The organism is Streptomyces sp. YGL11-2 (assembly GCF_050054615.1).
Classification (GTDB): domain Bacteria; phylum Actinomycetota; class Actinomycetes; order Streptomycetales; family Streptomycetaceae; genus Streptomyces.
In genome coordinates, this window is record NZ_JBNHIN010000014.1 from 1 (window position 1) to 24,722 (window position 24,722).

At 71.6% G+C, this 24,722-nt stretch carries 22 protein-coding genes and 2 riboswitches; of the genes, 10 read left to right on the plus strand and 12 right to left on the minus strand.

Annotated elements, in window-relative coordinates:
- Positions 1-434 precede the first annotated feature (434 nt).
- A riboswitch (M-box (ykoK) riboswitch) is annotated at positions 435-608 on the minus strand.
- A gap of 407 nt (positions 609-1,015) precedes the next feature.
- A riboswitch (M-box (ykoK) riboswitch) is annotated at positions 1,016-1,188 on the plus strand.
- Positions 1,189-1,661: 473 nt separating this feature from the next.
- Positions 1,662-1,895 (plus strand): hypothetical protein, encoded by a 234-nt coding sequence (locus tag ACO1BR_RS17725; RefSeq protein WP_426796025.1) that lies wholly within the window; start codon positions 1,662-1,664, stop codon positions 1,893-1,895.
- Between the two features lie 61 nt (positions 1,896-1,956).
- Positions 1,957-2,373 (plus strand): hypothetical protein, encoded by a 417-nt coding sequence (locus ACO1BR_RS17730; RefSeq protein WP_426796026.1) that lies wholly within the window; start codon positions 1,957-1,959, stop codon positions 2,371-2,373.
- Positions 2,374-2,431: 58 nt separating this feature from the next.
- Here ACO1BR_RS17730 and ACO1BR_RS17735 read toward each other — a convergent pair whose 3' ends face one another.
- Together ACO1BR_RS17735 and ACO1BR_RS17740 are read right to left on the minus strand one after the other, a co-directional pair.
- On the minus strand, positions 2,432-4,033 hold the full coding sequence (locus ACO1BR_RS17735) for an LCP family protein (protein WP_426796027.1): 1,602 nt from the start codon (positions 4,031-4,033) through the stop codon (positions 2,432-2,434).
- Between the two features lie 3 nt (positions 4,034-4,036).
- Entirely contained in the window at positions 4,037-4,552 is a 516-nt protein-coding gene (locus ACO1BR_RS17740; protein WP_426796028.1) for a DUF6542 domain-containing protein, read from the minus strand.
- Positions 4,553-4,682: 130 nt separating this feature from the next.
- Between ACO1BR_RS17740 and ACO1BR_RS17745 the strand changes: the two genes are divergently transcribed.
- Positions 4,683-5,036, plus strand: coding sequence for an ArsR/SmtB family transcription factor (locus ACO1BR_RS17745; RefSeq protein WP_426796029.1), 354 nt, complete (start codon positions 4,683-4,685; stop codon positions 5,034-5,036).
- 233 nt (positions 5,037-5,269) lie between these two features.
- On the opposite strand, the gene ACO1BR_RS17750 is transcribed toward ACO1BR_RS17745, so the two are convergent.
- On the minus strand, positions 5,270-5,809 hold the full coding sequence (locus ACO1BR_RS17750; protein ID WP_426796030.1) for a DUF4232 domain-containing protein: 540 nt from the start codon (positions 5,807-5,809) through the stop codon (positions 5,270-5,272).
- 333 nt (positions 5,810-6,142) lie between these two features.
- Entirely contained in the window at positions 6,143-7,090 is a 948-nt protein-coding gene (locus tag ACO1BR_RS17755) for an ornithine cyclodeaminase family protein (RefSeq protein ID WP_426796031.1), read from the minus strand.
- A 662-nt stretch (positions 7,091-7,752) separates the two neighbouring features.
- Between ACO1BR_RS17755 and ACO1BR_RS17760 the strand changes: the two genes are divergently transcribed.
- The 4 genes from ACO1BR_RS17760 to ACO1BR_RS17775 are packed head-to-tail and all read left to right on the plus strand — an operon-like array spanning position 7,753 to position 11,427.
- Positions 7,753-8,733, plus strand: coding sequence for a metal ABC transporter solute-binding protein, Zn/Mn family (locus ACO1BR_RS17760; protein ID WP_426796032.1), 981 nt, complete (start codon positions 7,753-7,755; stop codon positions 8,731-8,733).
- A gap of 9 nt (positions 8,734-8,742) precedes the next feature.
- Positions 8,743-9,672, plus strand: a complete 930-nt coding sequence (locus ACO1BR_RS17765; RefSeq protein WP_426796033.1) for a metal ABC transporter ATP-binding protein — start codon at positions 8,743-8,745, stop codon at positions 9,670-9,672.
- The gene (locus ACO1BR_RS17770; RefSeq protein ID WP_426796034.1) at positions 9,659-10,567 is read left to right on the plus strand and encodes a metal ABC transporter permease; all 909 of its coding nucleotides are present in this window, start codon (positions 9,659-9,661) and stop codon (positions 10,565-10,567) included. The genes ACO1BR_RS17765 and ACO1BR_RS17770 overlap by 14 nt, the downstream gene beginning before the upstream one ends.
- Complete coding sequence (locus ACO1BR_RS17775) at positions 10,564-11,427, plus strand: metal ABC transporter permease (RefSeq protein WP_426796035.1); 864 nt, start codon at positions 10,564-10,566, stop codon at positions 11,425-11,427. Before ACO1BR_RS17770 ends, ACO1BR_RS17775 begins: the two co-directional genes overlap by 4 nt.
- 413 nt (positions 11,428-11,840) lie before the next feature.
- Here the strand turns inward: ACO1BR_RS17775 and ACO1BR_RS17780 are convergent, their stop codons facing one another.
- The 5 genes from ACO1BR_RS17780 to ACO1BR_RS17800 form a co-directional block, all read right to left on the minus strand.
- A complete protein-coding gene (locus ACO1BR_RS17780) occupies positions 11,841-12,218 on the minus strand; it encodes a MerR family transcriptional regulator (RefSeq protein ID WP_426796036.1) in 378 nt (125 codons plus the stop codon).
- Positions 12,219-12,464: 246 nt separating this feature from the next.
- On the minus strand, positions 12,465-12,899 hold the full coding sequence (locus ACO1BR_RS17785; RefSeq protein ID WP_426796037.1) for a hypothetical protein: 435 nt from the start codon (positions 12,897-12,899) through the stop codon (positions 12,465-12,467).
- A 6-nt stretch (positions 12,900-12,905) separates the two neighbouring features.
- Positions 12,906-13,421, minus strand: coding sequence for an ATP-binding protein (locus ACO1BR_RS17790; protein ID WP_426796038.1), 516 nt, complete (start codon positions 13,419-13,421; stop codon positions 12,906-12,908).
- Positions 13,418-14,107 (minus strand): response regulator transcription factor, encoded by a 690-nt coding sequence (locus ACO1BR_RS17795; RefSeq protein ID WP_426796039.1) that lies wholly within the window; start codon positions 14,105-14,107, stop codon positions 13,418-13,420. Before ACO1BR_RS17795 ends, ACO1BR_RS17790 begins: the two co-directional genes overlap by 4 nt.
- A 75-nt stretch (positions 14,108-14,182) precedes the next feature.
- Positions 14,183-14,584, minus strand: a complete 402-nt coding sequence (locus ACO1BR_RS17800) for an ArsR/SmtB family transcription factor (protein WP_426796040.1) — start codon at positions 14,582-14,584, stop codon at positions 14,183-14,185.
- Positions 14,585-14,654: 70 nt separating this feature from the next.
- Here ACO1BR_RS17800 and ACO1BR_RS17805 point away from each other — a divergent pair, with 70 nt between their 5' ends.
- Entirely contained in the window at positions 14,655-15,851 is a 1,197-nt protein-coding gene (locus ACO1BR_RS17805; protein WP_426796041.1) for a cation diffusion facilitator family transporter, read from the plus strand.
- 88 nt (positions 15,852-15,939) lie between these two features.
- On the opposite strand, the gene ACO1BR_RS17810 is transcribed toward ACO1BR_RS17805, so the two are convergent.
- Positions 15,940-17,259, minus strand: coding sequence for a SufS family cysteine desulfurase (locus ACO1BR_RS17810; RefSeq protein ID WP_426796042.1), 1,320 nt, complete (start codon positions 17,257-17,259; stop codon positions 15,940-15,942).
- Positions 17,246-18,628, minus strand: coding sequence for a family 2B encapsulin nanocompartment shell protein (locus ACO1BR_RS17815; RefSeq protein WP_426796043.1), 1,383 nt, complete (start codon positions 18,626-18,628; stop codon positions 17,246-17,248). The genes ACO1BR_RS17810 and ACO1BR_RS17815 overlap by 14 nt, the downstream gene beginning before the upstream one ends.
- A gap of 380 nt (positions 18,629-19,008) precedes the next feature.
- Here ACO1BR_RS17815 and ACO1BR_RS17820 point away from each other — a divergent pair, with 380 nt between their 5' ends.
- The gene (locus ACO1BR_RS17820) at positions 19,009-21,933 is read left to right on the plus strand and encodes a SpoIIE family protein phosphatase (RefSeq protein ID WP_426796165.1); all 2,925 of its coding nucleotides are present in this window, start codon (positions 19,009-19,011) and stop codon (positions 21,931-21,933) included.
- Between the two features lie 22 nt (positions 21,934-21,955).
- On the opposite strand, the gene ACO1BR_RS17825 is transcribed toward ACO1BR_RS17820, so the two are convergent.
- Positions 21,956-22,417, minus strand: a complete 462-nt coding sequence (locus ACO1BR_RS17825) for a DUF4118 domain-containing protein (protein WP_426796044.1) — start codon at positions 22,415-22,417, stop codon at positions 21,956-21,958.
- Between the two features lie 271 nt (positions 22,418-22,688).
- On the opposite strand from ACO1BR_RS17825, the gene ACO1BR_RS17830 reads away from it, so the two are divergent.
- Positions 22,689-24,683, plus strand: coding sequence for an amino acid transporter (locus ACO1BR_RS17830; protein WP_426796045.1), 1,995 nt, complete (start codon positions 22,689-22,691; stop codon positions 24,681-24,683).
- Positions 24,684-24,722 lie beyond the last annotated feature (39 nt).

Sequence of the window (24,722 nt, forward strand, 5' to 3'; positions counted from 1 at the left end):
ACAGGCCCCGCCGCTCGCCGGTGTCGTCCAATTTGATGGTGCCGAGCGCGCCACGAATGTCGCCGACATGGGCGTCGTCGAGCACCGCGGTGCGCTGCGATCGAGTCGACGGTGTGGCGGTGGTGGTGAGGTTGGTCATGAGAGCCTCCCAGGTCCCCCGGCGGGGGAGGTTGGGGTACGCAGCAGCAATCCCCCCTGCGAGCGCGCAGCACGGCGACCCGGGACGGCCGGTGGCCGTACGGGTGCCAAGGCAGGTGGGGGAAGGCGCAGGGAAGGTGGTTACCGCGTACCGGAGGTCGGAGAAGACATACGGATACGGGGCCAACTGTGGCCCGGACTACTGCAATTGCCGTCCATGTCTCTCGCCTCCTTCTGGCCGGGGCGCACGCGGGCGCCTAACGGACACAGCAAAGAGCGCACCAGTCCGTATGACTGGCTCACCCCAACTCGTCAGAGCTTTGGCACTCCACGGCGTAATCCCCTTGCCGGGGAAGCCACTTGGGGTCACCCCTTAGGCCGGGGAGACCTGTCCTGAACCTGGGCGTCTCTCGACGTCGTGGGGTCAGTGGCCTGTGTCCGTGAAGACGCCTCACCGAACGAGGTGCTTCCATTCGTTCAAACGGCGAAAACTCTACCCTCACACTCGCGGGGTTACGCAAGCGCTTGGCTCATTCTTGACCAAGCCTCGGCGAGTGCGGCAGCCCAGGGACACGCGACGCCAGCACCAGGGCGATGTTTTGCCCCTTTTGCCACATGATTCCGCAGGGGCACGCGAACGGCTTCATGCGCCGGGAAAGCCATCAACGAGCCTGCGGTGAAAGCCCCGCAGGCACCGGGCACTGGGCACTGGGCACTGGCGTCTTGCGCCGTCGCCCCGCATGCGGCACCAATGCGCCCAACCCCCAGAAAGGGCGAATCGGGTCGCTGATCGAGGGCAGTCAAGCTCGCGTCAATGCGTTGCGTTCATGTGCACGTAAGAGGCTATGCTGCGTAAGCGTTCGAGAAACGGAAGTATCAGGCACCTCGTTCGGTGAGGCGTCTTCACGGACACCGGCCGCTGACCCCGCAACGTCGAGAGACGCTCAGGTTCAGACAGGTCTCCCCGGCCTGAGGGGTGACCCCAAGTGGCTTCCCTGGCAAGGGGATTACGCCGTGGAGTGCCAAAGCCCTGACGAGTTGGGGTGAGCCGGTCGCATGGGCTGGTCCGTTCCTCGACATGTCCGTTCGGCGCCCGCGTGCGCCCCGGCCGGGAGGAGGCGAGCGACATGGACGGCCATTGCAGTAGTCCGGGCCGCAGTCGGCCCCGCGCCCTTACGTCCTCGCTGACTTCCGGTACACGGTAACCACCTTCCCTGCGCGGATTTCGCGCGTCCCCTGACACCCGTGCGGCCCTTCGCCGCCCCGGGCCATTGGGTTGCGCGCTCGCGGGGCGGATCGCTGCCGCATGCCCCCACTCCCCCGCCGGGGGCTCGGGAGGCCCGTCATGACCGACCTGACCACCACCACATCACCAGCTGCCGCACCGCGCACGGCAGTACGCGATGACGCCCATATCGCGACATCTACGGCGCGCTCGTTCCCGGGCCTCGTACATCCGCAATCACTCGACTCTGCCGCGTCGTTCTGCCGCCGCGCTGCTTCTTCACGGAGGTGACCTTCGTATGCCCGTCCTCCCCGTCATCCGCACCATCCGCTACGCAACGCCGTGCGTCGTTCCGGCGGTACGCGCCTGCTCCCGCTTCTTCAGCGAGGCCGTTCAGGTCCTGGGCGCCCCGGCTCTCGCGCGCCCGGCAGTCGGCCACACCACGCTCAAGCGGCTCCGCGCCCGCCGGCACGCGGCCTCCGACTCCCAGGGCCGGAACCGTCCTGAGGCCACCCGTCATCCGGAGCCCTGACCGAGCCGGTCACCACGCTGCCGACACCACGAGACCACGACACCACTACCGAGGTGCCGCCGTGCCCTTCCCGTCCGCCCTTCTGCCGGCACGCGCCGAGCGGATCACCGACCGCACCCCGCGCGCTGCCGCCGATCCCGTCGTCCTCGCGACCGTGCACACGGTCTGCGACCAGGACGCCGAACCGCGTGTCCGAGACCGGCTCGCTCAGGCACTCAGCGCCCACGGCATCGAACCCCACACCCTGCGCACCCGCCCGGCGAGTCCCGAAACCGTGCTCGTGGAAGCCGACTTCACGACCGAGGGGTCCACCATCGCGCGACTGGCTCGGCTGATCACCCTGGTCTGGCTCGATCCCGCGGTCCACGACCTCCACTGGTGCCTGGACTCAGCGCCCCGCAGACGACCGGCGCCACGACCGCTCCGGGCGGGCGGCCTGGTGGTGGGCCCCGAGGGACGCACACCGCCCGGGATGTGAGGGGACGGCCAAGAACGCCATCGCACTCGACATCGCGCCGTTCGGCGTCAGACGAGGGTCAGTTGACGCAGGGGACGCCCCCGGCCGTCACCGCGTTCTTCTCGTAGTCGTCGTCCGACGGATCCGGCGACGAGCTCGACGCCGAGCTCTGGTCGGGGCTCGTGGCGGACGAGGCGGATTTCGGACCGGTGAAGTCCTGGCCGAGTGTGACCCGGACGTGCCCGGCCTGGATCTGTGCGTCGGGCGCCGGCGCTGCGGTCACACCGAGCTTCGCCGCGATCTGCTGGGCCGCGGCCTGGGCACCCTGCCCGTACGTGACCGTGACGTGCGGCTGCGGCGCGGTGTTGGATGCCTGGCCCTCCGTGTAGCCCAGCGCCTTGAGGGCCTTGAGTTCCTCGGAAGCGGCACCCGTCCTGCCGGAGCCGTTGAAGACGTCGACGGTGGCGGGTGCCGCCTTCGCGGAGGACGGGGAGTCCGACGCACCGCCCTTCGCGCCGGGCGAGGCCGCCGGGCCCTCGTGGAACGCGTCCTGCACCAGTCGGCGCATCTGCTCCACGTCCACGATCTGCACCTGTTCGTTGTTCTGCATCGCGGAATGCCCGGCCGGAAGGGTGTGGAAGACGACGTTCCCACCGGTGAGGTTGGTGGCCTGCTGGGCGAAGTCGATCGGATTGAGCTTGCTGTCGATGACCAGGTCCTTCTTCATCACGCCGTAGAGACCCTGCATCTTGCCCAGGTCCGTGAAGACGCCCTGGGTCTTGAGCTTGTGGGTGATCGACGAGATGAACGCCTGCTGGCGGTGGGTACGGTCGATGTCGTTGTTGGGCAACCCGTGCCGCTGGCGGACGAAGGCCAGGGCCTGCTTGGCGTTGAGCTGCTGCGGCCCGGCGGGGAAGTCGGCGCCTGAGTACCGGTCCTTCACCGGGTGCTTGAGGCAGACATCGATCGGCTTGAGCTGGTCGGCGATGTCGTAGAAGCCGATCAGGTTGACCTCGGCGAAGTGGTCGATCGGGACGCCGAGGAGGTTCTGTACGGTGGCCAGCGTCGCCGCCCGGCCCGCCTCCCGGCTGTCCGCCTCCAGCTGGGCGCCCTTCTCCCCCTGTGCGGACAGCTTCTCCCGGCGCCCCTCGTAGGCGTTGCCGTACGCCTCCTTGATCTTGTGGTGCCCCTGGAGCGAGCCGTCGCCGTTGTGGGTCTCGACGAAGGAGTCGCGCGGAATGGAGAACGCCTGCACCTTGCCGCCGTCGGCGGGTATGTGCAGCAGGATCAGGGTGTTGGTGTTGTAGAACCCCTCGTCGCTGTTTCCGGCGTGGAGTTGGTCCTTCACGACCCAGTTCGGCAGCGGGTTGCCGTTCATGTCCTTGCGCGAATCGAGGCCGATCAGCAGCAGGTTGACGGAGCCGTCGAGGTGTTTCGGCCCGCGTCCGAGCAGCGGGTCGAGTGCGTGCGAGATGTTGAGCCCGCCGGAGATCCAGTGGTACGCGGCCCAGGAGACGCCGCTGGTCGCCAGTATGGCGAAGGAGGCGACGCCGGCCAGAGTGCGTCCGACGGCCACCCGGCGGGGCGTGCGCCTGCCGCCCTTGCCGCTTGCGCCGCCCCGGCCCTGGTTGGCCGCCATGCCCGCTGCGCGCCCGCCGGCGCCCGGTTTGTTGTCACGCACCGCTTACTTCCTCACGCTTCGCCTGAGCCGGAACCATCGCACCGCGAGCACCGCGATCACCGCGGCCTCGGCGGCCGCCATCGCCGGAAAGGCGTCGATCGCCCAGTGCAGCACTCCGGTGGTGAGTCCCTTGCCGCCGCTGCCGCTCGTCCTGCCCGCCCACTCCTCGGCAGCCGCGGTGATCAACATCGCTACGACCGGCGGCGCGTACGCAACCCACCAAGCGCCCGCCCGCGAGCACCGCCAGGCCGCCAGGGCCCCGCCGACCAACGCGGTGAGCACGAAGACCGTCCCGAGTGAGCCGCCGATCAGCTCGTCCACGACCGCGCCGAGCACCGGCAGCGCCAGCCCGATCAGGGCGGCCTTCCGGGCGTGTTGGGGCGAGTGCCGCCGCGACTGCTCTGGTGTCCTGCCGCTTCCGCGGCTCCGCGCACCTGCCGCCGCCCGGCCCCGCTGAGCCGGCACTCGGCGCGCATCGCGTGCGGAGGGTGGGGATATGGCCGGGTTCTGGCCTGACATGGACGCTCCGGAGTGCATAGTTGCGCAATGTAGCAAGTATGGTGACTAGTCTGTACGGGTGTGCGGTGAGAGACCTGCCGCACCGACAGCGTGGGACGACCATGATCCAAGAAGGGGAGGGGCCACGTCGATGGGGGTACCCGAAGGGGACAGAGCTGCGGATCCCCCGGAGCGGGCGTTCCATTCGGCAGCCCTGAGATTCGGGCTGCTCGCGTCCCCGCTGCGGCTGCGCATCGTGTGGATGCTCATCCGGAACGAGAGCGATGTCACACAGCTCGCCCTCCGCGTCGGCGCCCGGCCCCAGGCCGTCAGCCAGCACCTCGCCCGCCTCAAGCTCGCCGGTGCGGTGCGCGCGCGGAGCGAGGGCCGACGCCAGATCTACGCCGTCACCGACCCTCGGGTGAAGGCCGTGGCCGAGACGATGATGGCGATGACGGCCGCAGACGAGGCCGCGGCCCAGAACCCCGCCGCCCCGGCCCCGTAGGCCGACCTGGCCTCGTAGGCCGGGGCGGCCTCAGCCGCGGCCCCGTCACCACGGCGATGGGACGAGGCGCTCCGCCCCCCGTCGACCGGCCACCGCGTGCGGGCTCGCCGCGTGCCCGTCACCGTCGCGCCCGTACAGCGGAGCGTGATCGAACATTGACCACAGCGCACCGACGGGGCCGGCCGGACAGTGACGGTCGCCAGCCCGCGACGGTCGTCAGTCCACGACGGTCGTCAGTCCGCGGTCCCGGGCTTCACCGAGGTCACGTCGAACTGCCCGCCGCACACCCGCAGACCGTCGGTGCCGGCGGTCATCGCCTTCTTGGAGCCGGGCGCGTAGACGTGGACCAGCTGCGCCGTGGACCAGCACGGGGTGTCCGAGACACCGTCGTTGACCGTGTGCAGCACGGCGTGCGCGCTCTGTCCCGGCTTCAGGCGGACGACGCCACCCGCGGCGCCCGAGCGGGTGGCGGGCTTGCCGACGGGTGTGCCCTCCTTGAGCGTCAGGGAGACGCCGGGGAAGCCGCGCAGCGAACAGGTCTTCTTGCCCTTGTTGGTGAAGACCAGCGGTATGTGGATGTTGCCCGCACCGATGTCCGTGCGGCCCAGGCCCACCGACATGTTCTCCGCGGTGCAGCGATCCGAGGCGGGCTTCGGCTTCGCCGAGGTGTGAGCCTGGGCCACGCCGGCGGTGAGCGTGAGCGCCGTGACAGCGATCAGTGATCCGGCAGCGACCCGGCGGCCGCGGCGGAGGGTCTTGGACGTGAGCGACATCCCTCTGTTCCCCTTTGTGTGGTGGCGCGCGCCGATCTCGGACAGCGCACGCTCGGTCGGTGCGTTGCGCTTCCAACGTCCTCCGAGGCGCTGCCAGATGGCTAATGAGGCACTAATGCACCACTAATGCCGCGGCCACCCCACCTTGGCCATTTCGGTCTATTTACCGGACACTCGAACATACCGGACCTCGGAACTCGTGGGTACGTCGACGGCCAGACGCACCGCGCCGCCCGGACCAGCATCCGCACGGCTGTCACGTCACGACACGGGCACGGGCTCTCTGATGCGGACTGGTTCCTTCGCCTGATCAAGCCGCTGGCAGGCGGCGGGTCAGGACAGGAGATCGAGGGTCGTTCCGATTCCGGTGGTCTCGGCCTGCTGATAGGCCAGCCAGCTCAGGGCCAGGTCCTGCCAGGGCAGGCCGACCGGGGCGTAGACGGTGATCTCCTCGCTGTGGGAGCGGGCGGGGGCGTGGCCGCGGATCACGTCGCTCAGGGAGGCGGCGGCCGTGGTGGCGGGCAGGCCGGCGTTGGCGAGAGCGCCGTGCGCGGCGACGAGGTCGATGTCGTCGACGATCAGCCGGGCGCAGGTGAGGACCCCCGGGGCCAGTTCCTGCTTACCGGGTTCGTCGGCGCCGAGCGCGGTCAGATGCTGACCGTGCCTCAGATCGCTTAGGTGGAGCAGGGGTTGGCGCGACCAGGTGGCCAGCATCACCACATCTGCCTCAGCGGCCACCTGCCGGGGCGTGGACACCACGGTACCGCCGTACCGCTCGGCGAAGTCGGCCGCGCGCTGCCCATCGGTGTCATGGACGACAAGGCGGTTCCACGAGCGCAGCGTCCGCAGTCCCCGGATGGTCAGTTCGGCCTGGGCGCCGGCTCCGATCACGCCGACCGTGTGGGCACCGTCGCTGCCCGGTTCCGCGATCAGGTCGGTGGCCAGGGCCGCGGCGAGGCCGGTGCGCCAGGCGGTGACAGTGGCCGATTCGATCAGCGCCAGCAAGGCGCCGTCCGTGCCGCTGTGGAGGCAGATCACACCCCGCAGCGCCGGGTCCGCGCCGGGAAACTTCGCGTTGACCTTGACCGTGTAGGCGTCGATGCCCGGCAGCAGTCCGGGCAGCAAGGCTGTGGCGGTTCCGGGGAACGGGAGGTCGGTACGCACCCGTTGGCCCGGCACCGCGCCGCGCGGGGCTGTCGCGAAACCCTCCCGGAGTGCCTGGATGCAGTCGTCGGGGTTGAGTAGCTCCAGAAGATCGGCGCGGGTCAGGATCCGGGTCATGGCGTCAGGGTTTCACGGACTCCGTGGCGGTCGGCGCGGAGCAACGCCTGCCCTCCGGTTTCCGGTAACTCGCCAGGCACGCAAGGGGCTTGTGGGGCCCTCGAACGCTCGGCATGCCGACCCGGTGTCGGCTTCCCGCGTTCCGTTCGCCGGTGCGGCTTTTCTGATGGCGATGGTCCCCGGGCCGAGTACGGCTGTGATCCTGCGTCGAGCGGTGATGAACGGCCGCAGAAGCGGTATGGCCACGGTCCTGGGCAATGAGTGCGGCTGCTGTGGGGTCTCGCGGCGGCGTTCGGGCTCTCCGCGCTGCTGCCGTCCTCGCAGGTCGCCTACGACGCGATGCGGATCTCCGGCGCCGCGGTACTGGTGTGGATGGGGGCCCGCACGCCATGGCAGGCGCGGCGGGTCGGCGGGCCGGGTGAGGCGACCGGGCCGTTTCGCGGGCGGCCTCGCCACCCCCTTCCCGCCGGCCGGCGGGGCGTGGTGGTGCCGCATGGGAGCAGGGATCTCGCCTGGTCCGATCCGGACGGTCGGGTTCCCGTCAAGAGATGGCAATGGTTTTCATCTGATTATTGAAGTGATAACCATTGCCATCTAGCTTCGGGGGGCACCTGCGCCAGAGCGCACCACCGCGCATCCGGCACCGCCCGAAGGAGTCCCGTATGAGCACCGCCCCTACCGTCCGCACCCCAGGTTCCTCCCGACGGTCCGTACGCATCGCGCTCGCCGCCGCGGTGGCCACCGCGACCGCCGTGACGGCGACCGCCTGCTCGACCTCCTCGCCGAAGACCGGCAACACCGCCGCGGCCGGCAGCGGCTCGGGCAAGACAGTCCAGGTCGTGGCGGCGGAGAACTTCTGGGGCAGCATCGCGACCCAGATCGGCGGCAGCCATGTGAAGGTGACCAGCATCATCACCAACCCGGACACCGACCCGCACGACTACGAAGCGACCTCCGCGGACGCCCGCACCGTCAGCAGCGCCCAGTACGTGATCGTCAACGGCGTCGGCTACGACGGCTGGGCCGACAAGCTGCTGTCGACAAACCCCGGCAGCGGGCGTACCGAGCTGAAGGTCGGCGACCTCGTCGGGGTCAAGCCGGGCGGCAACCCGCACCGCTGGTACTCCCCGGGCGACGTCCACAAGGTCGTCGAGCAGATCACCACCGGCTACAAGAAGATCGACCCGGCCGACTCCGCCTACTTCGACCAGCAGAAGAACACCTTCGAGACCAGGACGCTGGCCGACTACAACAAGCTCATAGCCGACATCAAGGCGAAGTACGCGGGCACCCCGATCGGTGCGTCGGAGTCGATCGTCACGCCGCTCGCCGAGGGTCTGGGGCTGAAGATGCTGACGCCGGAGACGTTCCTGGACGCGATGAGCGAGGGCACCGACCCCACGGCCCAGGACAAGACCACCATCGACCAGCAGATCAAGAACAAGCAGATCAGGATCTACGTCTACAACTCCCAGAACTCCACGCCGGACGTGCAGGCGCAGGTCAAGGCGGCCAAGGAGGCAGGCATCCCCGTGGCCACCGTCACCGAGACCCTCGCGCCGGCCAAGGCCACCTTCCAGCAGTGGCAGACCAGCCAACTCCAGGGCATCCAGCAGGCCCTGGCCAAGGCGACCGGGAAGTGATCTGACGCCATGAACCCGACAGCGAAGGTCCGCGAAGCCGTCACCCCCGCCGTTCCCGCGCCCCGAGCAGGCGGCCACGACACAGCCGCGGAAACCGGAGGCGAACCGGTGGTCGCCCTGCGGGACGCCGCCGTGCGTGTCGGCGGTCGCACGTTGTGGTCGGGGGTGGACCTTCGCATCGGGCCTGGCGAGTTCACCGCCGTCCTCGGCCCGAACGGGGTCGGCAAGTCGACCATGATCAAGGTCCTCCTCGGCGCCCTGCCCACCGCTGCCGGCGAGGTGCGGGTGCTCGGCGCCCGCCCCGGGCAGGCCAACGACCGGATCGGCTACCTGCCGCAGCGCCGCAGCTTCGACGCCGCCATGCGCATCCGCGGCATCGACGTGGTGCGGATGGGGCTGGACGGTGACCGGTGGGGGGTTCCGCTGCCGTTCCCCGGTGCACGCCGTCGGGCCGAACGCGAACGCATCGCCGAGGTCGTCGAGTTGGTCGGGGCGTCGACGTACGCCCACCGGCCGATCGGGCAGTGTTCCGGCGGCGAGCAGCAGCGGCTGCTGATCGCCCAGGCGCTGGTGCGCAGGCCCGAACTACTGCTGCTGGACGAGCCGTTGGACAGTCTCGACCTGCCCAACCAGAGTGCGGTGGCCGCGTTGATCGGGCGGATCTGCCACCAGGAAGGCGTGGCGGTGGTGATGGTCGCCCATGACGTGAACCCGATACTCCACCACCTGGACCGGGTCGTCTATCTGGCCGAGGGCGGTGCCGCGACCGGCACGCCGGGCGAGGTCGTCACCTCCGAAACGCTGACCAGGCTGTACGGCACTGCCGTCGAGGTGCTCCAGACCTCGGACGGGCGGCTGGTCGTGGTCGGCCAGCCGGAGGCACCCGCGGTCCACACCGACCGCCACGCGGCGCTCGGGGCCGGTCATGCTGCTGGCTGACACCAACTCCCCTGTGTGGTCGTGGAACCTCATCGCCGACTTCCAGCAGATGTGGTCGTTCCCGTTCATGGTCAACGCCTTCCGCGCGGGCGCCATCGTGGCCGTGGTCTCCGCCGTCGTCGGCTGGTTCGTGGTCCTGCGGCGGCAGACGTTCGCCGCCCACACCGTCTCCGTGGTCGCCTTCCCCGGCGCGGCCGGAGCCGTCCTGCTCGGGGTGAGTGCGGTCTACGGGTACTTCACCCTGTGCGTGGCCGCGGCGCTGGTCATCGCCGCGCTCGGATCGCGTGCCGGCGGCGCGGAGGAGTCCGCGCTCACCGGCACCGTGCAGGCGTTCCTGCTGGCCGCCGGGTTCCTCTTCATGGCCTTGTACAAGGGGCTGTTGGAGGGCCCGCAGACGATTCTCTTCGGCACCTTCCTGGGCATCACCGCTTCCCAGGTGATGGTGTTGGCGGTGGTCGGTGCCGTGGTCCTCGCGGTGCTGGCGTGGGTCGGACGGCCGTTGTTGTTCGCCTCCGTCGACCCGCAGGTCGCTGCCGGGCGCGGGGTACCGGTGCGGACGCTGTCCGTCGTCTTCCTGGTTCTGCTCGGTGCGGCGACGGCCGAGGCCAGCCAGATCACGGGGACGCTGCTGGTCTTCGCGCTGATGGTGATTCCGGGCGCCACCGCGCAGGCCGTCACCGCCCGCCCGGCCGCAAGCCTCGCCCTGGCCGTGCTGCTGGCGTTCGCCGCCACCTGGCTCGGACTGATCGCCGCGTACTACTCGCCATACCCGTTGGGCTTCTTCGTGACCTCGTTCGCCTTCGCCGGATACGTCATCACCCGGGGCGTGCGCGCACTGCACGCGGTCCGTGGCCGCATCGGGACGCCGCTGCCCGCCAAGGAGGTGGTGGCATGACCGTGCTGCCGGCCGCCTCGCCGTTCGCCCAGCCGTTCTTCCAGCACGCGTTGCTCGCCGGTACCGCCATCGCCGTCGCGTCCGGGCTCGTCGGCTACTTCCTGGTGCTGCGCGCGCAGGTCTTCACCGGCGACGCCCTCAGCCACGTCGCCTTCACCGGCGCCATGGCCGCGCTCGCCTTCGGATACGACCTGCGCCTCGGCCTGTTCGCCGCCACGATCGCCATCGCGCTGCTCTTCGGCGCCCTCGGCCGCAAGGCCCGACCCGACGACGTGGTCATAGGCAGCGTGTTCTCGTGGATCCTCGGCCTGGGGGCCTTCTTCATCACGCTGTACACGACCTCGCGCAGCACGGGCGACGGCACCGCAGGGGTCAGCGTGCTGTTCGGGTCGATCTTCGGTATCTCCGCGGGCAGTGCGGTCGTGGCCGCCCTGGTCGCCGTCGGGGTCTGTCTGCTGATCCTGCTCATCGCCCGCCCGCTGGTGTTCGCCACCCTGGACGAGTCCGTGGCCGCCGCCCGCGGCGTGCCCGTACGGGTGCTCGGCTTCGGCTTCCTCGCCGTGGCGGGAGTCTGCGCCGCCGAGGCCACGCAGGCCGTGGGTTCGCTGCTCCTGCTCGGCCTGCTCACCGCGCCCGCCGGCGCCGCGGTCCGGCTCACCGACCGCCCCTACCGGGCCCTGGCCCTGTCCGCCGGTCTCGCCGTGCTGGAGATGTGGGCCGGGCTGTTCGCCTCGTACGCGGTGCCGAACGTGCCGCCGAGCTTCGCCATCATGGCCGCCGCCACCGCCGTGTACGCGGCCACCTTCCTGATACGTCGCCCCGTCGCCCCGACCCGGACCCCAGCCCCCGCGGGGGCCTGAGCGAAAGCACGGTGATGGCTCGGAAACGACCGTACGCGGCCGGACCAGCGCGTGAGGTGGCACTGATCGGCCGCCTCACGCAGCAGCGCGCCAACGTGCTGAAGGCCCTCATGGCGGTGGAAGGGTTCGTCGGCGCCCAGGCCCTGCACAGCCGTATGGTCGACGACGGCTCGCGACTGCACCCGGGAGCAGGCGCCGACCCGCTGACGAAGCGGGCGCGGACGGTCGGCGGTGGACCACGACAGGACGCCTCGGCCGACCCGTGCGTGCGCTTCCGTGCGCCCGCGGCGCGTCTGGCCCGATCGCCGTGCGCGACACCGCCGACACCAGACCCCGCCTTCCCGGCCGCGCCGACCCCGATATCCCGGGAGTCCCCAGGGCCGGTCCGAAGGAGTCAGGGCCGGCCCGAGGGGTCAAGGCCGGGTGCCGGTGCCGTAGTCCAGTACCGCGGCGAGGTAGTCGGCGATGGCGTCCCGGTTGCGGGTCAGGCAGGAGATGCGGTCGGTCATCCGGTCGCGTTCGTGTTCCAGGGTGGCGATCATCTCGGGGGTCGCGTCGGGGAAGTAGATGTCCCGGGGTTTGTCGAGGCAGGGGAGGATCTGCCTGATGATGCGGGTGGGCAGTCCGGCGTCGAGCAGTCCCCTGATCTGGAGGACGCGGTCCACGTAGCGCTCGTCGTAGTCGCGGTAGCCGTTCGGGGTGCGCGCGGCGCGGATCAGCCCCTGCTCTTCGTAGTAACGCAGCAGCCGGCGGGGGGTGTTGGTGCGTTCCGACAGTTCTCCGATGCGCATCCCGCGTTGACCGCCCTCGCCGTCCGTGGCGCCGCCCGGTGCGCGGGCTTCGCGCTTGTCCTTCCCACGCGTGCCATGACACGCGGGCCATGTCCCTCACATGCGTGTGAGGGTTCGAGCATACGGGGGGCGTGGCCCCGGGCGCGTGGCGGCGCCGGGGCGCGCCCTGGTGCGGGGTGACGCCCCGGCGTCGCGGGGACGGAAGGGATGGAGGTGAGTTACGGACGGGGTGGTGGTGAGCCGACGTCAGTGCACGGTCACGGTGACGGTGGACGACACGGTCTTGCCGTGGGCCACCCGGAGCTTCTCCGTGCCCTTCTTGCTCAGCTTCACCTTGGTGCTGTAGTTGCCGCCGTGCTTGGTCTTGGTGCTGGCGTGCAGCGTGGTCCACTTGCCGTTGTGCAGGTGCTGCACGGTGAGCTTGGTCCCGGTCGGGATGTCCTTGGTCCGCCCGACGAGAGTGACCGAGTGGCCTGCCTTGATCGACTTGACGCTCGCCTTGACGCTGATCGATTCCTTCTTCGCCTTCGCCGTGGTCACGGTGACGGCGGTGGCCGGATGGTGGCCCGGTATGGCGCTCGGTGCGGCTACCGCGGTGCCCGCACCGCCGGCGAGGAGCGCGGCGACCGCGGCGCCGATGGTCGCGGTCCGCAGGCGGTAGGACTTCTTGGTGGTCCCCATAGGAATTCACCTCACATGGATTCCGGTTCCGGGGTGTTCTTGCCGCCAGTGTGCGGATCGGTCGGTGAGGCCACGGTGTACGGACGATGTGAATGCTGACATGTCGGCCGGCGGCTGCGGCGCACGGCCGGGGAGGGCCGGTGGGCGTACCGGCGGACGTACCCGGAGGCCGGGGGCCGGCCCGTGTGTCTCCGGCCCGGCTACGTGGAGCGGCAGGTGCAGGCATACGCGGGCGCCGCCGCCGGGCGGGTTGTCGGCGGTGGCCCGGCCGCCGTGCGCCCGCGCGATGGCGGCGACGATCGCCAGCCCCAGGCCCGCGCCGCCGCTCCGGCTGCCTCGGGGGGTGTTCCGCTCCCGGGCCCGCGGCGATGTGTTCCGCCGCGCCCCGCGGCGGCGCGGCGGAACCGTTCGAAGGCGAAGGGGAGGAAGGCGGGCGGGAAGCCGGGCGGCCCGGCCAGGCGTGTGCCCGTCAGGCGCCCGGCGGGCACGCGCCTGGCCGGGCCGCCGGGCACCGCGCCTCAACTGCCGTTCACAGGGGCCGGGTTGAGCAGGCGGTAGCCGGCGCCGCGGACCGTCTCCAGGTGGGAGGCCGGGCCTCCCGGGTCGATCTTGCGCCGCAGATAGGCCACGTACTGGTCGACGACGTTGGACACCCCGTCGCACGGGAACTCCCATACGTGTTCCAGGATCCGGGTCCGGGTCAGCACCTCGCCGGGGTGCCGCAGGAACAGCTCCAGCAGCGCGAACTCCTTGGGCGACAGCCGAAGCTCCGTCTCACCGCGCCAGGCCCGCCGGCTGGCCGGATCCAGCCGCAGATCGCCCACGGCCACCAGCGTCGGCCGTTCGAGTGCACCGCGCCGCACCAGGGCCCGCAGCCGCGCGAAGAGTTCGTCGAAGCTGAACGGCTTGGCCAGGTAGTCGTCCGCCCCCGCGTCCAGTCCGCGCACCCGGTCGCTGACGGCGTTCCGGGCGCTGAGCACCAGCACCGGCGACCAGCAGCCGCCGGCCCGCAGCCGGCGGCACACCTCGAAGCCGTCGAAGCCCGGCAGCAGGACGTCGAGGACGATCAGGTCGTACAGCACCTCGGCGGCCCGCCACACCGCCTCCGGGCCGTCCGCCGCCAGGTCGACGGCGTAGCCCTCCTCGGACAGCCCGCGCCGCAGCAGCGCCGCCGTGCGGGCCTCGTCGTCGACCACCAGGACGCGCATTCCTCCACGGTATGAGGTCGGCGGGGGTTCGACATGTGGAGCGCGGCGCCGGACCGCGCCGGGCGCGCCGCCGGGTCAGTCGTGCGGCGGGAGGTGGCGGACCCGGTGGTCGGCGGCGCTGAGGGCCTCGTCCACCAGGCGCCGCAGATGCCCGTGCCGCAGGGCGTAGACGGCCCGGCGGCCGTCCTTGCGGGTGGTGACCAGCCCGGCCAGCCGGAGCCGGGCCAGGTGCTGGCTGACGGACGTACGTGAGGCGCCGGATGCCTCCGTCAGGGTGGTCACATCGGCCTCGCCCGCGCCGAGCCGCCGCAGCAGGGACAGCCGGGTGCGGTCGGCGAGCAGCCCCAGGATCTCCACGGCGACGGCGATGCGCTCCCCGTCGTCCGGCCCGTGCCCGTCGGCCCCGTGCCCGGCCGCGCTGCCGCCGGCCGGCTGCTGCGAACCATGCGCATCTGATAGATGCATGCGTGCGCTCATACGCACATAATGAGGGGGTGAGCGCGCGGGACACAAGCCGCGCCCGGGACCTGGCGGGAAGGTACGGCCTGTGAGTGAGCAAACTGCCCCCGGTACACCGCACGACGAGACAGTGGCCGAGACCGAGACAGTGGCCGAGACGGCGACCGCGACGGGAACCGGGGCCGAGAACGGCGGCGGGCGGCGGCCCGGGGAGGCGTACGCGCCCGAGCCCCACGCCCACCACGGGCACGGGCACAGCCACGGGCACGGTCACGGGCACCACCCGCACCCCGCCACCGCGTGGTCGCGCCTGCGGCACCGGCTCGCGCACGCCCTGACCCCCCACAGCCACGAGGCCCGCGACAAGGTCGACCAGGCCATGGAGACCTCCCGCGAGGGGATGCGAACGCTCTGGATTTCGCTGGCCGTCCTCGGGGTGACCGCCGTGGTCCAGGCGGCGGTGGTCGCCCTGTCCGGTTCGGTGGCGCTGCTCGGCGACACCCTCCACAACGCCGCCGACGCGCTGACCGCGGTCCCCCTCGGGATCGCGTTCCTCCTCGGCCGGCGGGCCGCCAACCGCCGCTACACCTACGGCTACGGCCGGGCCGAGGACCTGGCCGGGATCGTCATCGTGCTCACCATCGCCGCCTCCTCCGTGCCCGCGCTCTACGAGGCCGTCGACCGGCTGCTGCACCCGCGCGACGTCCACCACCTGTGGGCGGTCGCCGCCGCCGCGCTGGTCGGCTTCCTCGGCAACGAGTGGGTGGCCCGCTACCGCATCCGCACCGGGCGGCGGATCGGCTCCGCCGCCCTGGTCGCGGACGGACTGCACGCCCGTACCGACGGGTTCACGTCCCTGGCGGTGCTGCTGGGCGCGGGCGGCGCCGCGCTCGGCTGGCGGGCCGCCGACCCGGTCATCGGGCTGCTGATCACCGCGGCGATCCTGCTCGCCCTCAAGGACGCCGCCCGCGAGGTGGTCCGGCGGCTGATGGACTCGGTCGACCCGGCCCTGGTCGAGGACGCGGAGACCGCGCTGCGGAAGGTGCCCGGCGTGCGGGACGTGGGCCAGCTGCGGATGCGCTGGATCGGGCATGCGCTGCGGGCCGAGGCCGATATCGTCATCGATCCGCGGCTGACCGTGGTCCGGGCCCACCAGCTGGCCGTGGCCGCCGAGCATGCGCTGATCCACGGCGTGCCGCGGCTGACCGCGGCCACCGTGCACACCGACCACACGCGGGTGGCCGACGGCACGGATCCGCATGCCGCGCTCGCCCACCATCACTGACGTTGCGTCAAAGGCTGACAGGGCATCAAGTGGGCGCTGCGGGCGGGATGTTGGCCACCCGGGGCCGCAGCGCCGCGGATCGGTACGCTCAGGCGGTCTGCACCAGCCGCCCCAGCGACGCGACGAGTTGGTCCACCTCCTCGGACGTGTTGTAGAGGGCGAGTGAGGCGCGGGCCGCGCTGTCCAGACCGTAGTGGGCCAGGGCGGGCTGGGCGCAGTGGTGGCCGGCGCGGATGGCGATGCCGTCGCGGTCCAGCCAGTCGGCTATCCCGGCCGGGTCATGGCCGGCCAGGGTGAAGGTGAGGACGGCGATCCGGTCGGGGGCGGAGCCCAGCAGCTCCAGTCCGGGGACCGTCGCCAGGGCCGTCCGGGCGTACGCCAGCAGGCCGTTCTCGTACGCGGCGACGGCGTCCCGGTCGAAGGAGGTCAGCCAGTTCAGCGCGGCGAGCAGGCCGACCACTCCGGAGATGTGCCCGGTGCCGGCCTCCAGGCGGTGCGGCATCGGCGCGTAGGTGGTGCGGTCGAAGCCGACGGACTCGATCATGTTGCCGCCGCCCTGCCAGGGCGCCATGCTCTCCAGGACCTCCGGCTTGGCGTACAGCGCGCCGATGCCCGTGGGGGCGAACAGCTTGTGGCCGGAGAACGCGTAGAAGTCGGCGTCGAGGTCCTGCACGTCGACGGGGAAGTGGGCCACCGCCTGGGCGCCGTCGACCAGGACCCTGGCCCCGTAGCGGTGGGCGAGCGCGGTCATCTCCTTCACCGGCGGGACGCTGCCCAGGACGTTCGACGCCTGGCTGACGACGACGAGTTGGGTCCGCATGGAGAGCAGGTCGGCGTACGCGCCGAAGTCGATCTGCCCGTCCGGGCGCAGTGGTACGGGGACCACCCGGGCGCGGGTCTCCTTGGCGACCAGCTGCCAGGGCACGATGTTGGAGTGGTGCTCCAGCACCGGTACCAGGATGTCGTCACCGGGGCCGAGGTGGGACCGGCCCCAACTCTGGGCGACGAGGTTGATCGCCTCGGTGGTGCCGCGGACGAAGACGATCTCGTCCGGGGACGCCGCGCCCAGGAACCGGGCGACCGCCGCCCGGCCCGCCTCGTACGCCTCGGTGGCCTCGCGGGCCATGGTGTGCGCACCGCGGTGGATGTTGGAGTTGCCCGCCCCGTAGAAGCCGGCGACCGCCTCGATGACCTGGCGGGGCTTCTGGGTGGTGGCCCCGTTGTCGAGCCAGACCAGCGGCTTGCCGTTGACGGTCCGGTGCAGGATGGGGAAGTCCTGGCGGGCCAGCTCCGGCGAGAACGCGGGCGGCGGGGTGAGTTGCGGGAACTGATAGGCCGTCGGCGACCGGCCGGCGGACGGCCGGTCGGCCCGGTCCAGGCCGGCCCGCTCCAGGTCAGGCGTAGTCATGGTAGTTGTTCACCTCGACGTTCTGGAGGACGGCGAGGGCGTCCTCCACCAGCACCGCGGCGTTGAAGTAGGCGGTCATCAGGTACGAGGTGATGCCCTTCTGGTCCACGCCCATGTTCCGCATGGCCAGGCCGGGTTCGACCTCGTCCTCGACCTTCGACGGGCGCAGCCCCACCACGCCCTGCTCGGCCTCACCGACCCGCATCAGCAGGATCTCGGTGGTGCCCAGGCCCGAGCCGCCGGAGAACCGCACCTTGTCGGAGGGCAGCAGCGGCACTCCGCGCCAGGTCAGCAGGGGGCTGCCGAAGCTGGTGTCGATCACCGGGGGCACGCCCCGGCGGGTACATTCCCGGCCGAACGCCGCGATGGCCCGCGGGTGCGCGAGGAAGAATCCGGGCTGCTTCCACACCCGGGTCAGCAGCTCGTCCAGGTCGTCGGGGGTGGGGGAACCGTGGCGCGCCTGCACCCGCTGGCCCGGGGCGACGTTGCGGAAGAGGCCGAACTCCGCGTGGTTGAGGATCGACGCCTCCTGCCGTTCGCGGAGCGCGTGCACGGTGAGGTTGGACTGGGCGCGGGTCTGGTCGATGGGCCCGTTGTAGAGGTCGGAGACCCGGGTGTGGATGCGCAGCACGGTCTGGGCGAGGGTCATGTGGTACTCGCGCGGCGCGTCCTCGTAGTCGACGAAGGTCGCCGGCAGGTCGGGTTCGCCGCTGTGCCCGGCGGAGAGGTCCACCGGCACCTCGGCGCCGGGCAGGACGCCGTCCGCCGCGAGGTAGGCGTCCATCGCCGCGCGGATGCCGGCGTCGCGGTCGCGCAGCCGGGCGAGCGCGGCGCGGTCGAGGCAGAGCGCCACGCCCGGGGTGAGCGCCTTGACCCGGTACGGCATGGGAGCGGAGCGGGTCCAGGAGTCGAGGTCGAAGAACTGGCCGTCGCCGATGACTTCGAGGAGCGCGTCCTCGCCGAAGCGGCCGTGCGCCCGCTTCTCGGCGCGGCCCTGCGCGATCACCATCAGACGGTCCGTCATGTCGCCCTCGTCGGCGAGCATTTGCCCGGTCTCGAAGGGCATCTCGGTGAAGGCGCTGGCGAGTTCGGTGAGCAGGTCGTCGTCGGCCTCGCGCAGGTACGGGAGTTCTCGCAGATCGCCGGGGATGACTCGGGTGTCGTCGCCTTCGGTGAAGGTGCTGATGCGGTCGTCGCCGACGACGTAGGTGCGGCGGCGGTTGACGCGGAAGACACCGGATTCGACGTCCACCCAGGGCAGTGCGCGCAGCAGGTAGCGCGGGGTGATACCGCGCATCTGCGGAGTGGTCTTGGTGGTGGTGGCGAGCTGCCGTGCCGCATCCGGGCCGAGACTCATCCGGTCGTTCACAGGGACCTCCTCGCAGGGCGAACGGGCATGCCGGCCGGCCCCGTAGGGCCGGTGACACGCGGAATGACCGGATCGTCGCGCCGGGAACCGGCCGCCCGCAACGGGCAGTTGGCGGGCCCGCGGCCGGAAACGCTCGATGCCATGAATCCGCGATTCCGCATATGCGTGCGACTACCTTGTGTTCCACGTCCGCTACCACGCGTGAAAATGACCGGGCCGGCGATCCGAAGCCGTCGCGCGCCACCTATCAACGGCCCGTCAGCCCCCACAACCGACCAAATTTGCCCTCATAAAGGCACTTTGCCATTCCAAAAGGATTGCTTATGACGTCGGCGCAGCTGATCGCGATACAGGAGACAGAGTGCTAAATATGGCGCGTGATGGAAAATTTCGGGCGAAAAGGTGATGTAAGGCGCCGCGTTCGCTCGTTGCTGAGCGTGCACAGCGTCGCGGGCCAGGTGCTCGCGCTGCAGCTCGGCCTCGTCGCGCTGCTGGTGGCGGCGGCCGCGGTCGCGCTCGCGCTGCAGGCGCAGGGGGCGAGCCTCGCGGAGGCCGAACAGCGTTCGATCGTCGCCGCCCAGGCGTTCGCGCACGCCCCCGGCACCCGCGCCGCGATGCAGTCCGCCGACCCCAGCACCGTGCTCCAGCCCAAGGCCGAGGAGGCCCGCCGGGAAGCCGGGCTCGACTACCTCGTCGCGTTCAGCCCGTCCGGCATCCGCTGGACCCACCCCGACCCGAAGCTGATCGGCGAACCCGTGCCCGGCGACTACCGCAAGGCGCTGGCCGGCAGGGCGTACACCTCCACCTCCCACTCCGCCGTCGGCCGCGCCGTGGACACCACCGTCCCCGTCCGGGACGCGCACGGCTCGGTCGTCGGCCTGGTCGCCGCCGGCATCAGGGTGCAGCGCACCAACGAATGGGCGCTCCAGCGGCTGCCGCTGCTGATCGGGGCGGCCGCCGGTGCGCTGTGCGTCGGAACGGTCGGGGCGGCCCTGGTGAGCCGCCGGTTGCGCCGCCAGACCCGCGGTCTCGACCCGGCCGAGATGACGCGGATGTACGACCACCACGACGCCGTCCTGCACGCCGTACGCGAGGGCGTCCTCATCATCGGGAGCGACGGCCGGCTGCTGCTCGCCAACGACGAGGCGCGGCGGCTGCTCGACCTGCCCGACGACGCCGAACACCGCCCGGTCACGGAACTGGGCCTGGAGCCCGGCACGGCCGGCCTGCTCGCCTCCGGCCGGCCGGCCACCGACGAGGTGCACCCCGCGGGCGGCCGGCTGCTGGCGGTGAACATCCGCCCCACCGCCCCGTACGGCGGCCCCGCCGGCACCGCCGTCACCCTCCGGGACACCACCGAACTCCAGGCGCTGTCCGGCAGGGCGGAGGTCGCCCAGGGGCGCCTCAAGCTGCTGTACGACGCGGGGATGCGGATCGGCAGCACCCTGGACGTGGCCCGGACCGCGGAGGAACTCGCCGACGTCGCGGTCCCGAGGTTCGCCGACCTGGTCTCCGTCGAGCTGCTGGAGCCGGTGCTGCGCGGCGACGAGCCGGCCGGGGAGCACGGCCCGATGCGCCGGCTGGCGATCCGCGGCGTCCCCGAAGACTCGGCGATCTACCGGGTCGGGGAACAGATCCGGTTCGCGCCCGGCGCCCTGCTCACCGCGAGCCTCGCCGACAGCCGCCCGGTCCTCGTCCGCGACCTGCGCACCTCGCACGACTGGCGCGCCCAGGACCCGGACGGCACCCGCCGCGTACTGGACAACGGCATCCGCTCCCTGATCGCCGTGCCGCTGCGCGCCCGGGGTGTGGTCCTGGGCCTCGTCAACTTCTGGCGCGCCGAGACCTCCGACGTCTTCGAGGAGGAGGACCTGTCCTTCGCCGAGGAACTGGCCGCCCGCGCCGCGGTCTCCATCGACAACGCCCGCCGCTTCACCCGCGAGCACGCCACCACCATCACCCTCCAGCGCAGCCTGCTCCCCCAGACCCTCCCGGCGCAGACGGCCCTGGAGGTCGCCCACCGGTACCGGCCCGCCCAGGCCGGCGTCGGCGGCGACTGGTTCGACCTCATCCCCCTCCCCGGCGCCCGGGTCGCCCTCGTCGTCGGCGATGTCGTCGGCCACGGCCTGCACGCCGCGGCCACCATGGGCCGGCTGCGCACCGCCGTCCTCAACTTCTCCGCCCTGGACCTCCCGCCCGACGAACTCCTGGGCCATCTGGACGAGTTGGTCAGCCACATCGACACGGACGAGGCACGGGAGGGCACCGTGCGGTCCGCGGCCGACGACCCGCCCCCCGAGGGCGAGCGGTCCACCGCCCGGCCCGCCGCGCCGCACGAGGCGCCCGGCGCGGACGCGGCCACCGGCACCGGCACGGCCGCCGAAACCTCCGCGAGCGATGGCGTCGACGAGGCAGACGGAGCCGACGCGGCACCGGTCGGCGACGGCAGCGCCGGAATCACCGGCGCGACCTGCCTCTACGGCATCTACGACCCGGTCGACGGCCGCACCACCCTGGCCAGGGCGGGCCACCCCGGCCCCGCCCTGGTCCTGCCCGACGGCACCGTCTCCTTCCCCGACGTACCGGTCTCCCCACCGCTCGGCCTCGGCGGCAGCATGCCCGTCGAAACCGCCGAACTGACGCTGCCCGAGGGCTCCCGGCTGGTCCTGTACACCGACGGACTCGTCGAGGACCGCGACCGGGACATCGACACCGGCCTGGACCTGCTGCGCGCCACCCTGGCCGGCGCCCCCGACCACACACCGGAACAGACCTGCACCGCTGTCCTGGACGCCCTGCTCCCCGAGCGCCCCAGCGACGACATCGCCCTGCTGGTGGCCCGCACCCGGCTACTGGCCCCGGACCGGATCGCCGAATGGCACGTCCCCTCCGACCCCGCCGCCGTGGGCCCGATCCGCTCCGCCTGCATGAGCACCCTGGAAACCTGGGGACTGGACGCGATCGGCTTCACCACCGAACTGATCCTCAGCGAACTGATCACCAACGCCATCCGCTACGGCGCCCAGCCCATCCGCGTCCGCCTGCTCCGCGACCGCGCCCTGATCTGCGAGGTCTCCGACGGCACCAGCGCCTCCCCGCATCTGCGCCGCGCCGCCACCACCGACGAGGGCGGCCGGGGCCTGTTCCTCGTGGCCCAGTTCGCGCAGCGCTGGGGGACCCGCTACACCCCCGGCGGCAAGGTCATCTGGACCGAGCAGTCCTTGGACGAGGCACCCGGCCCGGACGTCCCGGAGGGCGACCGGATCGACGCCCTCCTCGACCAGTGGGACGAGTCCGCCCTGTGAACACGGGGCGCCGGGCCGCCCGTTACGCTCCCCGCCGCGCCGTACGCCGCCGGACCGCCCGGACGGCCGCCGCGCACCCCGCGCCCGCGAGGCCCGCACCGGCCAGGACGCAGAAGCTGGTCCGGTCCACCTGCTGCCAACCCAGCTCCGCGCGCTGGTGCACCACGAATCCGTCGAAGAACATCCAGGAGACGAGGATGACGGCGGGGACCAGGAACGGCCGTGCCGGGGCGGCGACGGCGACGGTCAGCAGGGCGAAGGCCGCCAGCGAGAAGGACAGATGCGCGGCCTGGCCGGTCACCAGCAGGGCGGTCACCAGCATCGCCGTCACGGCCGCCCCGACCGGCAGTACGAGGTCGCGCCCGAGGTCGGCGGTCGGCGGCGGCCGGTGCGCTGCCGCTCCCGGCTCGGCCGCGCCGCGCGTCCCGGCGGCCGGGCGCCCCGCGGCGGAACGCGTGGTGACTGCGTGATGGGTGGTGGCCATGGGGCACCTCCGGCGCGGACCCGGTCGCCGCGGCTCCGAGGCCGGGCGGGCCCGGTCCTCGGGAGCGCGAGGGTCCTCCGGGGCGGGGACCCGGTGCCAGGTTGCGCCGGTGAGTGCGGTGCGGAGCGGTCGGGTGGGGACTTTAACGGGGCCGGTACGGCACGCGAATGTTTCCTGATGCGCCCCTGACGCGAGGGGCCGAGAGGGATGTGTTGCATACTCGCTCCTCGTTGCCAAATCCGACGACCGACGATCGGCAGGACGTGCCCGCATGACCGGTACCACGGTGGAACCCACTCCGCCCCCGGTGGAACAGACTCCGCCTCCCACCCCCGCCTTGCCGAGGTGGCGGTCCTGGCTGCTGGACGGGCTCAGCGAGCAGAGCGCCCGGCACCCCGGGCCGCACGGCACGCCGCCTGCCGAGCACAAGGGGCAGTCGTGGTGGCGCGTGATGTGCCTGACGGGAGTGGACTACTTCTCGACGCTCGGCTACCAGCCCGGTATCGCGGCGCTGGCGGCGGGACTGCTGTCGCCGTTCGCGACGCTGGTGCTGATCGCGCTGACGCTGCTGGGTGCGCTGCCGGTCTACCGGCGGGTGGCCAAGGAGAGCCCGCACGGCGAGGGTTCGATCGCGATGCTGGAGCGGCTGCTGCCCTGGTGGGCCGGGAAGCTGCTGGTGCTGGTGCTGCTGGGGTTCGCGGCGACCGACTTCGTCATCACGATGACGCTGTCGGCGGCGGACGCCTCCGCCCATGTCGTGGAGAATCCCTTCGCCCCGGCGATGCTGCACGGTGCGAACCTCTGGATCACGCTGCTGCTGCTCGCCGCCCTGGGCGCGGTGTTCCTCAAGGGGTTCCGCGAGGCCATCGGGATCGCCGTGGCGCTGGTCGGCGTCTACCTGGTGCTCAATGTGGTCGTGCTGGCCACGTCGGCCTGGCAGGTGCTGTCCAAGCCGGTGGCGATCGGCAACTGGTGGGACGCGATGATGGCCCAGCACTCCTCACCGTTGGCGATCGTCGGGGTGGCGCTGCTGGTCTTCCCGAAGCTGGCGCTGGGCATGTCCGGTTTCGAGACGGGTGTGGCGGTGATGCCGCAGATAGCCGGTGACGCCGGTGACGACCCCGCGAAGCCGGCCGGGCGGATCCGGGACACCCGGCGGCTGCTGACCACCGCGGCGCTGATCATGAGCGGGTTCCTGCTGCTGTCGAGCCTGGCGACCACCATCCTGATCCCGCAGAAGGAGTTCGAGGACGGCGGCTCGGCCAACGGGCGCGCGCTGGCGTACCTGGCGCACCAGCACCTCGGCGAGGCGTTCGGCACCGTCTACGACATCTCGACCATCGCCATCCTGTGGTTCGCCGGGGCGTCGGCGATGGCCGGGCTGCTCAACCTCGTGCCGCGCTATCTGCCGCGGTACGGCATGGCTCCCGAATGGACGCGTGCGGTGCGCCCGCTGGTGCTGATCTTCATGGTGATCGGCTTCGCCATCACGGTGTTCTTCAACGCCAACGTCGACGACCAGAGCGGCGCCTATGCGACCGGTGTGCTGGTGCTCATGCTGTCCGCGTCGTTCGCGTCCACGGTCGCCGCGCGGCACCGCCGGAACCGGAAGGCGACCATCGGGTTCGGTGCGATCACCCTGGTCTTCGGCTACACCACGGTCGCCAACGTCATCGAGCGGCCGGACGGTCTGAAGATCGCGCTGCTGTTCATCCTCGGCATCCTGCTGACGTCGTTCGCGTCCCGGGTCCACCGCGCCTTCGAACTGCGTGCCGTGGAGGTCGTCTTCGACGAGACCGCCGCGCGGCTGATCGACGAGGCGTTGGTGGCCGGGCCGCTGCGGGTGATCGCCAACGAGCCCGACGAGCGGGACGTGGCGGAGGACTACCGGGCGAAGGAGTACAGCCAGCGCGAGGAGACACACATCCCCGACGGCGGTCCCGTGCTGTTCCTTGAGGTGGTCGTCAAGGACTCCTCCGACTTCACGACCGTGCTGGACGTGCACGGCGAGGAGCGGTCCGGCGCGCGGATCCTGCGGGTGGAGGGCGCGGTGGTGGCGAACGTCATGGCCGCGGTGCTGATGCAGCTGCGAGACCGCACCGGGCAGGTCCCGCACGCGTACTTCCACTGGACCGAGGGCCATCCGTTCAGCCATCTGCTGCGGTTCCTGGTCTTCGGCGACGGCGAGGTCGCCCCGGTCACCCGCGAGGTGCTGCGCCGCGCCGAGCCGGACCTGAGCCGGCGCCCGCGCGTGCACGTGGGCTGACCCACCACCCGGCGGGGGGGGGGGGGGGGGGGGGGAGGA

Coding starts and splice junctions, on each gene's coding strand:
- ACO1BR_RS17725 (WP_426796025.1), top strand. CDS start 1,662: ATGCCCGTCCTCCCCGTCATCCGCACCATCCGCTACGCAACGCCGTGC.
- ACO1BR_RS17740 (WP_426796028.1), bottom strand. CDS start 4,552: ATGTCAGGCCAGAACCCGGCCATATCCCCACCCTCCGCACGCGATGCG.
- ACO1BR_RS17745 (WP_426796029.1), top strand. CDS start 4,683: ATGGGGGTACCCGAAGGGGACAGAGCTGCGGATCCCCCGGAGCGGGCG.
- ACO1BR_RS17750 (WP_426796030.1), bottom strand. CDS start 5,809: ATGTCGCTCACGTCCAAGACCCTCCGCCGCGGCCGCCGGGTCGCTGCC.
- ACO1BR_RS17755 (WP_426796031.1), bottom strand. CDS start 7,090: ATGACCCGGATCCTGACCCGCGCCGATCTTCTGGAGCTACTCAACCCC.
- ACO1BR_RS17760 (WP_426796032.1), top strand. CDS start 7,753: ATGAGCACCGCCCCTACCGTCCGCACCCCAGGTTCCTCCCGACGGTCC.
- ACO1BR_RS17765 (WP_426796033.1), top strand. CDS start 8,743: ATGAACCCGACAGCGAAGGTCCGCGAAGCCGTCACCCCCGCCGTTCCC.
- ACO1BR_RS17770 (WP_426796034.1), top strand. CDS start 9,659: ATGCTGCTGGCTGACACCAACTCCCCTGTGTGGTCGTGGAACCTCATC.
- ACO1BR_RS17775 (WP_426796035.1), top strand. CDS start 10,564: ATGACCGTGCTGCCGGCCGCCTCGCCGTTCGCCCAGCCGTTCTTCCAG.
- ACO1BR_RS17780 (WP_426796036.1), bottom strand. CDS start 12,218: ATGCGCATCGGAGAACTGTCGGAACGCACCAACACCCCCCGCCGGCTG.
- ACO1BR_RS17785 (WP_426796037.1), bottom strand. CDS start 12,899: ATGGGGACCACCAAGAAGTCCTACCGCCTGCGGACCGCGACCATCGGC.
- ACO1BR_RS17795 (WP_426796039.1), bottom strand. CDS start 14,107: ATGCGCGTCCTGGTGGTCGACGACGAGGCCCGCACGGCGGCGCTGCTG.
- ACO1BR_RS17800 (WP_426796040.1), bottom strand. CDS start 14,584: ATGAGCGCACGCATGCATCTATCAGATGCGCATGGTTCGCAGCAGCCG.
- ACO1BR_RS17810 (WP_426796042.1), bottom strand. CDS start 17,259: ATGACTACGCCTGACCTGGAGCGGGCCGGCCTGGACCGGGCCGACCGG.
- ACO1BR_RS17820 (WP_426796165.1), top strand. CDS start 19,009: ATGGAAAATTTCGGGCGAAAAGGTGATGTAAGGCGCCGCGTTCGCTCG.
- ACO1BR_RS17825 (WP_426796044.1), bottom strand. CDS start 22,417: ATGGCCACCACCCATCACGCAGTCACCACGCGTTCCGCCGCGGGGCGC.
- ACO1BR_RS17830 (WP_426796045.1), top strand. CDS start 22,689: ATGACCGGTACCACGGTGGAACCCACTCCGCCCCCGGTGGAACAGACT.